Source organism: Salmonella sp. NW1250, assembly GCF_051812965.1.
Lineage (GTDB): Bacteria > Pseudomonadota > Gammaproteobacteria > Enterobacterales > Enterobacteriaceae > Salmonella > Salmonella enterica.
Map to the genome: position 1 here is coordinate 1 of NZ_JAMNDD010000024.1, position 10890 is coordinate 10890.

Genomic DNA, 10890 nt, shown 5'->3' on the forward strand with positions numbered 1-10890 from the left:
GAAGAGGCGCAGGCGGTGGACCGCACGGACGGCCTCAGCATGTCATTCCCGGACTGGCGTTTCAACCTGCGCTCGTCGAACACCGAACCGGTGGTGCGCCTGAATGTGGAATCACGCGGCGATATTCCGCTGATGGAAGCGCGAACACGCACTCTGCTGGCGCTGCTGAATCAGTAACGTCAGATCTCCCCTTACCGCCTGCGGGTAAGGGGCCAAACACAGGAACAACGATGACAAATCTAAAAAAGCGCGAACGAGCCAAAACCAATGCATCGTTAATCTCTATGGTGCAACGCTTTTCAGATATCACCATCATGTTTGGCGGGCTGTGGTTCATCTGTGAAGTCAGTGGACTGCCATTCCTGTACATGCACCTGTTGGTGGCGCTGATTACGCTGGTTGTTTTTCAAATGCTGGGCGGGATGACCGATTTTTATCGCTCCTGGCGCGGCGTCAAAATGTCGACAGAGTTAACGCTGTTACTGCAAAACTGGACGCTGAGCCTGATCTTCAGCGCCGGTCTGGTGGCGTTTAATGATGACTTTGACAACCGCCTCGCCACCTGGCTGGCCTGGTATGCGCTGTCCAGCCTGGGCTTAGTGTTATGCCGTTCATTTATTCGTTTCGGCGCGGGCTGGCTACGCAATCGTGGTTATAACACTCGCCGGGTCGCCGTCGCCGGAGATTTGCCTGCGGGCCAGGCGTTGCTGGATAGCTTCCGTAATGAGCCGTGGCTGGGTTTTGAGGTGGTGGGCGTCTATCACGATCCCAAACCGGGCGGCGTCTCTGCTGACTGGGCCGGGAACTTTGAGCAGTTAATTGACGATGCGAAAGCCTCGCGAATTCACAATGTTTATATCGCCATGTCAATGAGCGACGGCGCCATGGTGAAAAAACTGGTGCGCGAGCTGGCCGACACCACCTGCTCGGTGATCCTTATTCCCGATGTGTTCACCTTTAATATTCTCCACTCGCGCGTGGAGGAGATGAGCGGCGTTCCGGTCGTTCCGCTATATGACACGCCGCTATCAGGGATTAACCGTCTGCTTAAACGGGCAGAGGATATCGTGCTGGCGTCGCTGATTCTGCTGCTCATCTCACCGGTACTGTGCTGCATTGCGCTGGCGGTCAAATTGAGCTCGCCCGGGCCGGTGATTTTCCGTCAGACGCGCTACGGGATGGACGGCAAGCCGATCAAAGTCTGGAAGTTCCGCTCAATGAAGGTGATGGAGAACGATAAGGTCGTTACCCAGGCGACGCAAAACGATCCGCGCGTTACCCGGGTAGGCAACTTTTTGCGTCGTACCTCGCTGGATGAATTACCGCAGTTTATCAACGTATTAACCGGCGGGATGTCTATCGTCGGTCCTCGCCCGCACGCGGTGGCGCATAACGAACAGTATCGTCAGTTGATTGAAGGTTACATGCTACGCCACAAGATGAAACCGGGCATCACCGGCTGGGCGCAAATTAATGGCTGGCGCGGTGAGACCGATACGCTGGAGAAAATGGAAAAACGCGTGGAGTTCGACCTGGAATACATCCGCGAATGGAGTATTTGGTTCGATATCAAAATCGTTTTTCTGACTATTTTTAAAGGGTTTGTTAATAAAGCGGCGTATTAAGAACCTGACCCACAAGGCTATTTTACTTGCCATATTGAACCAGGTCAGTGCTCAATCTGGCTGCGCCAATGACGCCTTGTGAACAGGTTCTGGAGAAAAGAATGAGTTTACGACAAAAAACGATCAGCGGCGCTAAATGGTCGGCTATCGCCACGATAGTGATTATCGGTCTGGGGTTAATTCAGATGACGGTGCTGGCGCGGATCATCGACAACCACCAGTTTGGCCTGTTGACCGTCTCGCTGGTGATTATCGCGCTGGCCGACACGATCTCGGACTTTGGCATCGCGAACTCGATTATCCAGCGTAAAACGATTGGGCATCTGGAGCTGACCACGCTCTACTGGCTAAACGTTGGGCTTGGGATTGTGGTATTTGCGGTGGTCTTTTGGCTGAGCGATGCGATTGCCCATGTTTTGCATAACCCGGATCTCGCGCCGTTAATCAAAACGTTGTCGCTGGCGTTTATCGTGATTCCTCACGGGCAGCAGTTCCGTGCGCTGATGCAAAAAGAGCTGGAGTTCAATAAGATCGGCATGATCGAAACGACCTCCGTGCTGGCGGGGTTCACCTTTACGGTGATTAGCGCCCATTACTGGCCGCTGGCGTTAACCGCGATTCTCGGCTATCTGGTGAACAGCGCGGTGCGAACGCTGCTGTTTGGTTACTTTGGCCGCAAGATTTACCGTCCGGGGCTGCATTTTTCGCTGGCATCGGTGTCCACGAACCTGCGTTTTGGCGCGTGGCTGACGGCGGACAGTATCGTCAATTACATCAACACGAATTTATCGACGCTGGTACTGGCGAGAATTCTCGGCGCAAGCGTCGCCGGGGGATATAACCTCGCGTACAACGTGGCGGTTGTGCCGCCGGCGAAGCTTAACCCCATCATTACTCGCGTGCTATTTCCGGCATTCGCCAAAATCCAGGACGATACCGAGAAGCTGCGCGTCAACTTCTATAAGTTGCTTTCCGTGGTGGGAATTATCAATTTTCCCGCGCTGCTGGGTCTGATGGTAGTGGCGAACAATTTTGTGCCGTTAGTGTTTGGCGAGAAGTGGAACAGCATTATCCCGATCCTGCAATTGCTGTGCGTGGTGGGGCTGTTGCGCTCGGTCGGCAACCCGATTGGTTCGCTGCTGATGGCGAAAGCGCGCGTGGATATCAGCTTTAAGTTCAACATCTTTAAAACGTTTCTGTTTATCCCGGCAATTCTCATTGGCGGCCATCTGGCGGGGGCGATTGGCGTGACGCTGGGGTTCCTGGTGGTGCAAATCATCAACACCATTCTGAGCTATTTCGTGATGATTAAGCCGGTACTCGGCTCCAGCTATCGTCAGTATATTCTCAGCCTGTGGCTACCGTTTTATCTCTCATTGCCAACATTTATTACCAGCTACGGCGCAGGAAAGTTAGTCGACGGCTATTTACCGTTGTCAGGGGTATTCGCACTACAGGTTATGGTCGGTATTTTGAGTTTTATTTTAATGATTATTTTTTCACGCAATGCGCTGGTGATGGAAATTAAAAATCAGCTTGTTGGCAGTGCAAAAATAAAAAAGTTATTACGTGTCGGATGACGGGGATATAAGAGGCTATTTATGAAATTATTAATTTTAGGCAACCACACATGCGGCAACCGTGGTGATAGCGCCATTATGCGCGGTTTGCTTGATGCCATCCGTCAACAGGCGCCAGAGGCGGAGATGGATGTGATGAGCCGTTTCCCGGTGAGTTCCGCCTGGTTGCAGGGGCGCCCGATTATTGCCGACCCGCTGTATCAGTTAAGTCAGAAACAGCAGGCGGCGGCAGGACTTAACGGTCGGGTGAAAAAAGTATTACGCCGTCGTTTTCAGCATAAAATTTTATTGTCTAAAGTCGCCCAGGAAGGATCGCTGCGTAATTTTGCTATCGCGCCGGAATTTGCCGAATTCGCACAATTTATTGCGCAGTATGACGCCGTCATTCAGGTGGGCGGTTCAAACTATGTCGACTTATACGGTTTGACTCACTTTGAATATCCGCTGTGCGCGTTTATGGCGAACAAACCAATTTATATGGTGGGACATAGCGTCGGCCCTTTCCAGAACCCTGACTTTAACCAGCTCGCCAATTATGTTTTTGGGCGCACCAGTGCGCTGATCCTGCGTGAAACCGTCAGCCGCGATCTGATGACCGCCGCGCAGATCGATACCCGGAAAGTGGAGCAGGGGGTGGATACTGCCTGGTTAGTCGAACGCCGTCACGACGAGTTTGTCGCCAGTTATGCTGTGCAGCACTGGCTGGACGTCACCGCGCGCCGCAAAACCGTCGCGATTACGTTGCGCGATCTGGAGCCGTTTGATAAACGCCTGGGCACCACTCAGCAGGCCTATGAGCAGGCATTTGCCCAGGTCGTGAATCGCCTGATTGCGGACGGTTATCAGGTACTGGCGCTGTCGACCTGCACCAGTATCGATCGCTATAACCGCGATGACCGGATGGTTGCGTTACGGATGGCGAAGTATGTAAACGACTCAGAGCATTTCCATATCGCGATGGACGAACTCAATGATGTGGAAATCGGAAAGATCCTCGCATCCTGCGTACTGACCATCGGGACGCGCCTGCATTCCGCCATTATCTCCATGAATTTTGGCACACCCGCCATCGCCATTAATTATGAACATAAATCCGCCGGGATTATGCAGCAGCTAGGCCTGGCGGAATTGGCCATCGATATCCGTCACTTGCTGAACGGTTCATTACAAAGCGTGGTGGCCGATACGCTCAATCAATTGCCTGCGCTAAAGGCAAAAGTGGCTAACGCCGTCACCGAGGAGCGGGCGAAAGGGTTCACGATGATCAAATCCGTTCTCGACAGAATTCGGGAGGCGCAATGAAAGTCAGCTTTTTTCTGCTGAAATTTCCACTCTCATCGGAAACCTTTGTGCTGAATCAGATTACTGCGTTTATTGATATGGGCCATGAGGTGGAGATTGTCGCGTTACAAAAAGGCGATACCCAACATACTCACGCCGCCTGGGAGAAGTATGGCCTGGCGGCGAAAACCCGCTGGTTACAGGATGAGCCTCAGGGACGGCTGGCGAAACTGCGCTACCGGGCATGTAAAACGCTGCCGGGGCTGCATCGGGCGGCGACCTGGAAAGCGCTCAATTTTACCCGCTATGGCGATGAATCACGCAATTTGATCCTTTCTGCGATTTGCGCGCAGGTGAGCCAGCCTTTTGTGGCGGATGTGTTCATCGCGCACTTTGGTCCGGCGGGCGTGACGGCGGCCAAACTACGCGAACTGGGCGTGCTTCGCGGCAAAATCGCGACTATTTTCCACGGGATTGATATCTCCAGTCACGAGGTGCTCAGTCATTACACGCCGGAGTATCAGCAGTTGTTTCGTCATGGCGATCTGATGCTGCCCATCAGCGATCTGTGGGCCGGTCGCCTGAAAAGTATGGGCTGCCCGCCGGAAAAGATTGCCGTTTCGCGCATGGGCGTCGACATGACGCGTTTTTCCCATCGTCCGGTGAAAGCGCCAGGGATGCCGCTGGAGATGATTTCCGTCGCGCGCCTGACCGAGAAAAAAGGCCTGCATGTGGCGATTGAAGCCTGTCGGCAACTGAAAGCGCAGGGCGTGGCGTTTCGCTACCGCATTCTGGGGATTGGCCCGTGGGAACGTCGGCTGCGCACGCTCATTGAGCAGTATCAGCTAGACGATGTCATTGAGATGCCGGGGTTTAAACCGAGCCATGAAGTGAAGGCGATGCTGGATGACGCCGATGTTTTTTTGCTGCCGTCGATTACCGGTACGGATGGCGATATGGAAGGTATTCCGGTGGCGCTGATGGAGGCAATGGCGGTAGGGATTCCCGTGGTATCTACCGTGCATAGCGGTATTCCGGAACTGGTGGAGGCCGGCAAATCCGGCTGGCTGGTGCCGGAAAACGATGCGCAGGCGCTGGCGGCCCGACTCGCTGAGTTCAGCCGGATTGACCACGACACGCTGGAGTCGGTGATCACGCGCGCCCGTGAAAAAGTGGCGCAAGATTTTAATCAGCAGGTGATTAATCGCCAGTTAGCCAGCCTGCTACAAACGATATAAACGAGGTGGTATGCCCACGACTAAATTCTCCCGACGTACCCTCCTGACGGCAGGTTCCGCGCTTGCTGTTCTCCCTTTTCTACGCGCCTTGCCGGTACAGGCGCGTGAACCTCGCCAGACCGTCGATATTATGGATTATCCGGCGGATGACGGTATCGCCTCGTTCAAACAGGCCTTCGGCGACGGGCAGACTGTAGTCGTACCGCCAGGATGGGTGTGTGAAAATATCAATGCGGCGATAACGATTCCGGCGGGAAAAACGCTGCGGATACAGGGCGCGGTGCGTGGGAATGGCCGGGGACGGTTTATTTTGCTGGACGGGTGTCAGGTGGTGGGGGCGCAGGGCGGCAGTCTGCACAATGTGACGCTGGATGTTCGCGGGTCGGACTGTGTGATTAAAGGCGTGACGATGAGCGGCTTTGGCCCCGTCGCGCAAATTTTCATCGGCGGTAAGGAACCGCAGGTGATGCGTAATCTCATTATCGATGACATCACTGTTACCCACGCCAACTACGCCATTCTCCGCCAGGGATTTCATAACCAAATGGACGGCGCGCGGATTACGCATAGCCGCTTTAGCGATTTGCAGGGGGACGCCATTGAGTGGAATGTCGCGATTCACGACCGCGACATCCTGATTTCCGATCATGTCATCGAACGCATTGATTGTACCAATGGCAAAATCAACTGGGGGATCGGCATCGGGCTGGCGGGTAGCACCTATGACAACAGTTATCCTGAAGACCAGGCAGTAAAAAACTTTGTGGTGGCCAATATTACCGGATCTGATTGCCGACAGCTTGTGCACGTAGAAAATGGCAAACATTTCGTCATTCGCAATGTCAAAGCCAAAAACATCACGCCCGATTTCAGTAAAAAGGCGGGTATTGATAACGCAACGATCGCAATTTATGGCTGTGATAATTTCGTCATTGATAATATTGATATGACGAATAGTGCCGGGATGCTCATCGGCTATGGCGTCGTTAAAGGAAAATACCTGTCAATTCCGCAAAACTTTAAATTAAACGCTATTCGGTTGGATAATAGCCAGCTTGTTTATAAATTACGCGGCATCCAAATCTCCTCTGGCAACGCCCCCTCTTTTGTCGCCATCACCAATGTACGGATGACGCGTGCTACGCTGGAACTGCATAATCAACCGCAGCACCTTTTTCTGCGTAATATCAACGTGATGCAAACTTCAGCGATTGGCCCGGCGTTAAAAATGCATTTCGATTTGCGTAAAGATGTCCGTGGTCAATTTATGGCCCGCCAGGACACGCTGCTTTCTCTCGCTAATGTTCATGCCATCAATGAAAACGGGCAGAGTTCCGTGGATATCGACAGGATTAATCACCAAACCGTGAATGTCGAAGCAGTGAATTTTCCGCTGCCGAAGCGGGGAGGGTAAGTACCGTTATTTTTACGAAAATTCCTGGGAAAAAGTTGTTCATACTTAATGTTATGGTGCCGACTAAGACGTAATGTAGAGCGTGCCATCATTATCCCTGGCAGCAGAGTAATTCATGCTGGCGAAAACAAGCTAAAGAGCTATAATTCAGCAACCATTTTACAGGTGGAAGAAACAATGATGAATTTGAAAGCAGTTATACCGGTAGCGGGTTTGGGTATGCATATGTTGCCTGCCACCAAGGCAATCCCAAAAGAGATGCTACCGATCGTCGACAAACCGATGATTCAGTACATTGTCGATGAGATTGTGGCTGCAGGGATCAAAGAAATCGTACTGGTGACTCACGCGTCCAAAAACGCCGTTGAGAACCACTTCGACACCTCTTATGAACTTGAATCACTTCTTGAACAGCGCGTTAAGCGTCAGCTTTTGGCGGAAGTGCAATCTATCTGCCCACCGGGCGTGACGATTATGAACGTTCGCCAGGCGCAGCCGTTAGGGCTGGGGCATTCTATTCTGTGCGCGCGTCCGGTCGTGGGCGATAACCCTTTCATTGTGGTACTCCCGGATATTATTATTGATGATGCTACCGCCGATCCGCTGCGCTATAACCTTGCGGCGATGGTGGCGCGTTTCAATGAAACGGGTCGCAGCCAGGTGCTGGCGAAGCGCATGAAAGGTGATTTATCGGAGTATTCCGTTATCCAGACGAAAGAACCTCTGGATAATGAAGGCAAAGTCAGCCGGATTGTGGAGTTTATCGAAAAACCGGATCAGCCGCAGACGCTGGATTCCGATTTGATGGCGGTAGGCCGTTATGTGCTTTCAGCCGATATCTGGGCGGAACTGGAAAGAACCGAACCGGGCGCCTGGGGCCGCATCCAGCTCACCGATGCCATTGCTGAGCTGGCGAAAAAACAGTCGGTTGACGCGATGCTAATGACGGGTGACAGCTATGACTGCGGTAAAAAAATGGGCTACATGCAGGCATTTGTGAAGTACGGGCTGCGCAACCTGAAAGAAGGAGCGAAGTTCCGTAAGAGCATAGAGCAGCTTCTGCATGAATAAGTATTAACAACCGTGATAAATGGTTGGTGATAAACATAATAACGGCAGTGAACATTCGAAGCGGCAAGTTGGCTGAAACGAGTGTTGACTGCCGTTTTAGTTTTGTATAAAGGGCTTAAGTAACAAGGGGTTATCTGGAGCATTTTAATGCTGATTTTATAAGATTAATCCTTGTTTCCGGATGCAATTAATAAGACAATTAGCGTTTAAGTTTTAGTGAGCTTTGCCCTGCTGGGCGAGGTTTGTAACAAGTCGATATGTACGCAGTGCACTGGTAGCTGATGAGCCAGGGGCGGTAGCGTGTATTTCAATTTTTAATTGAAAGGTGCGGATGATGATATTAGTCACTGGTGGAGCTGGTTATATAGGATCGCATACTTGTTTAGCGCTTATTGCCAAAGGGCACGACATTATTGTTATTGATAATTTAAGTAATTCCTCTTATGAGTCGATTAGGCGTGTTGAGAATTTAACCAATAAAAAAATAAAATTTATAAAAAGTGATATAAAAGAACGACATTGCCTGGATGAAGTGTTTAATAATTATTCGATAGAAGCAGTAATACATTTTGCAGCATTAAAATCAGTAAGTGAGTCTGTTGAAAAACCATTGGTTTATTATGATAATAATATCACAGGTACCTTGACTCTACTGGCTGCAATGCAAAGTGCAAATGTAAATAATTTGATTTTTAGTTCGTCTGCTACCGTATATGGTTGTTCTTCGATTGTTCCAAATAAAGAGAACGATACAATTGGGGGGACTACAAATCCCTATGGAACATCAAAATATTTTAGTGAGATTATTCTGCAGGATTTTTGTAAGTCTAATGAGTTATTTTCCGCAGTAAGTCTTCGTTATTTTAATCCTACTGGTGCTCATAAATCAGGTATGATTGGGGAAGATCCTAATGGAATACCAAATAACCTCATTCCATATATATCACAAGTTGCCACTGGAAAACTTAAATATTTAAATGTATATGGTGGTGATTATGACACAATTGATGGCACTGGCATGCGAGATTATATACATGTAGATGATTTAGCTGAAGGACATGTCAAGACATTAGAATACATGTTATCAACAAAAGTAGGTTATGATGTTTTTAATTTGGGGTCAGGTCGAGCATATAGTGTTTTGCAAATCATTAAAGCTTTTGAGCTCGTCACTAAAAAAGAGATTCCCTATAATATTGTCGCACGAAGAAATGGTGATTTAGACAAATCTTGGGCTGATACTGAAAAAGCCAGAAACCTCCTGGGGTGGGAGGCAAAATATGGAATAGAGGATATGTTGCAAGATGTTTGGAACTGGCAATCACACAATCCAAATGGTTATAGAGTTTAATAATTAGTATCGTAACCGGAATTTTATAAAAAGAATATGAAAATATTAATGATTGGTACTACGGTGCAATCTTTATTAGGATTCAGATATGAATTACTTAAAGATTTAGTTAGCGCAGGACATGAAGTATATGCGTTATCTGTTGATTATGATTACAAATCGAAGCAGACATTGATTGATATCGGTGTCGTACCGATAGATTATACAATAAGTCGCTCAGGAATTAATCCCTTCAAGGATTTTGTTAATTTTATTTTTTTATATAAGCTAATAAAAAAAATAACACCAGACATCGTTTTTTCTTATTTTACTAAGCCTTGTATTTGGGGATCGCTTGCCGCATATTATGCTGGTGTTCATAAGATTATCGCGATGCTTGAAGGGTTAGGTTTTTTATTTACCGAACAACCATCTGGGATTCCCCAAAAGACAAAAATCCTAAAAAGAATACAGATTCTGCTCTATAGAATAGCTTTTAAGAAAATTAATACACTTATTGTACTTAATGAAGATGATAGGAATGATTTACTTAACGCTGGTTGTATAGAAGATAGAAAAGTATATGTATTGGGGGGTATTGGAATAAATTTAGAGCATTACAAGTATTCACCAGCACCACTTGAACCAATTTCTTTTATTTTCATTGGCCGATTGCTCAGAGAAAAGGGGATTTATGAATTTATCGCTGCTGCTAAAAATATAAAAGAAAGATTTGAAGGGGTGACGTTTAATGTGCTGGGTAATATTGATCCAGCAAACCCTGGTAGTCTAAAACAAAATGAACTTGATACAATTATTAAAGAAGAAATAATTAACTATGTAGGATATGTGAATGATGTTTCTCATTGGTTAAGTAAGAGCAGTGTTTTCGTTTTACCTTCTTATAGAGAAGGATTTCCTCGAAGTACACAGGAGGCTATGGCTATAGGAAGAGCTGTAATAACTACCGATGTTCCTGGATGTAGAGATACTGTTGTTAATAATTCTAATGGTTTTTTAATACAACGGTGGTCTAGCGATGCTCTTGCAGAGGCGATGGAAAAATTTATTTTATCTAAAGAATTGATTCGCGACTGTGGTAAAGAAAGTGCCAGGATAGCTAAAGAAAAATTTGACACCCGAATTACCAATAAGAAAATAATTACTATATTATTGTCTTAACTTAATATACCTACTTTAAATTAAATTTATATGTATTAGGAATTACTATGAATAAAGTCGCTCTTATTACTGGCGTAACCGGACAGGATGGATCTTACCTGGCAGAATTTCTGCTGGAAAAAGGGTATGAGGTGCATGGTATCAAGCGCCGCGCGTCATCGTTTAATAC

9 protein-coding genes and 1 pseudogene are annotated in these 10890 nt (G+C 48.3%); all 10 read left to right on the top strand.

Annotation, left to right across the window (positions count from 1 at the left end; all coding sequences use genetic code 11):
• Window positions 1-177, top strand: a pseudogene (locus NBA72_RS23860) (phosphomannomutase CpsG); the annotation flags it as partial.
• 53 nt (window positions 178-230) lie between these two features.
• A complete protein-coding gene (gene wcaJ / locus NBA72_RS23865) occupies window positions 231-1625 on the top strand; it encodes an undecaprenyl-phosphate glucose phosphotransferase (protein WP_000183163.1) in 1395 nt (464 codons plus the stop codon).
• Window positions 1626-1726: 101 nt separating this feature from the next.
• Window positions 1727-3205, top strand: a complete 1479-nt coding sequence (wzxC, locus tag NBA72_RS23870; protein ID WP_064043857.1) for a colanic acid undecaprenyl disphosphate flippase WzxC — start codon at window positions 1727-1729, stop codon at window positions 3203-3205.
• A 21-nt stretch (window positions 3206-3226) separates the two neighbouring features.
• Entirely contained in the window at window positions 3227-4507 is a 1281-nt protein-coding gene (wcaK, locus tag NBA72_RS23875; protein WP_000770901.1) for a colanic acid biosynthesis pyruvyl transferase WcaK, read from the top strand.
• Window positions 4504-5724, top strand: a complete 1221-nt coding sequence (wcaL, locus tag NBA72_RS23880) for a colanic acid biosynthesis glycosyltransferase WcaL (RefSeq protein ID WP_064043856.1) — start codon at window positions 4504-4506, stop codon at window positions 5722-5724. Before wcaK ends, wcaL begins: the two co-directional genes overlap by 4 nt.
• A gap of 10 nt (window positions 5725-5734) precedes the next feature.
• The gene (gene wcaM / locus NBA72_RS23885) at window positions 5735-7138 is read left to right on the top strand and encodes a colanic acid biosynthesis protein WcaM (protein WP_064043855.1); all 1404 of its coding nucleotides are present in this window, start codon (window positions 5735-5737) and stop codon (window positions 7136-7138) included.
• Between the two features lie 177 nt (window positions 7139-7315).
• Window positions 7316-8209 (top strand): GalU regulator GalF, encoded by an 894-nt coding sequence (gene galF / locus NBA72_RS23890; protein ID WP_000981469.1) that lies wholly within the window; start codon window positions 7316-7318, stop codon window positions 8207-8209.
• A 331-nt stretch (window positions 8210-8540) separates the two neighbouring features.
• Window positions 8541-9560, top strand: a complete 1020-nt coding sequence (gene galE, locus NBA72_RS23895; RefSeq protein ID WP_024145501.1) for a UDP-glucose 4-epimerase GalE — start codon at window positions 8541-8543, stop codon at window positions 9558-9560.
• A gap of 48 nt (window positions 9561-9608) precedes the next feature.
• Window positions 9609-10721: a glycosyltransferase family 4 protein gene (locus tag NBA72_RS23900; RefSeq protein ID WP_020898978.1), complete on the top strand. Its 1113-nt coding sequence runs from the start codon at window positions 9609-9611 to the stop codon at window positions 10719-10721.
• A gap of 47 nt (window positions 10722-10768) precedes the next feature.
• The coding region (locus NBA72_RS23905) for a GDP-mannose 4,6-dehydratase (protein WP_023253609.1) at window positions 10769-10890 on the top strand (122 nt) is incomplete at its 3' end.

Bases quoted from the DNA above. Each gene is read 5' to 3' on its own strand.
- wcaL (WP_064043856.1), top strand. From the start codon at position 4,504: ATGAAAGTCAGCTTTTTTCTGCTGAAATTTCCACTCTCATCGGAAACC.
- galF (WP_000981469.1), top strand. From the start codon at position 7,316: ATGATGAATTTGAAAGCAGTTATACCGGTAGCGGGTTTGGGTATGCAT.
- wcaJ (WP_000183163.1), top strand. From the start codon at position 231: ATGACAAATCTAAAAAAGCGCGAACGAGCCAAAACCAATGCATCGTTA.
- wcaM (WP_064043855.1), top strand. From the start codon at position 5,735: ATGCCCACGACTAAATTCTCCCGACGTACCCTCCTGACGGCAGGTTCC.
- wcaK (WP_000770901.1), top strand. From the start codon at position 3,227: ATGAAATTATTAATTTTAGGCAACCACACATGCGGCAACCGTGGTGAT.
- wzxC (WP_064043857.1), top strand. From the start codon at position 1,727: ATGAGTTTACGACAAAAAACGATCAGCGGCGCTAAATGGTCGGCTATC.
- NBA72_RS23900 (WP_020898978.1), top strand. From the start codon at position 9,609: ATGATTGGTACTACGGTGCAATCTTTATTAGGATTCAGATATGAATTA.
- galE (WP_024145501.1), top strand. From the start codon at position 8,541: ATGATGATATTAGTCACTGGTGGAGCTGGTTATATAGGATCGCATACT.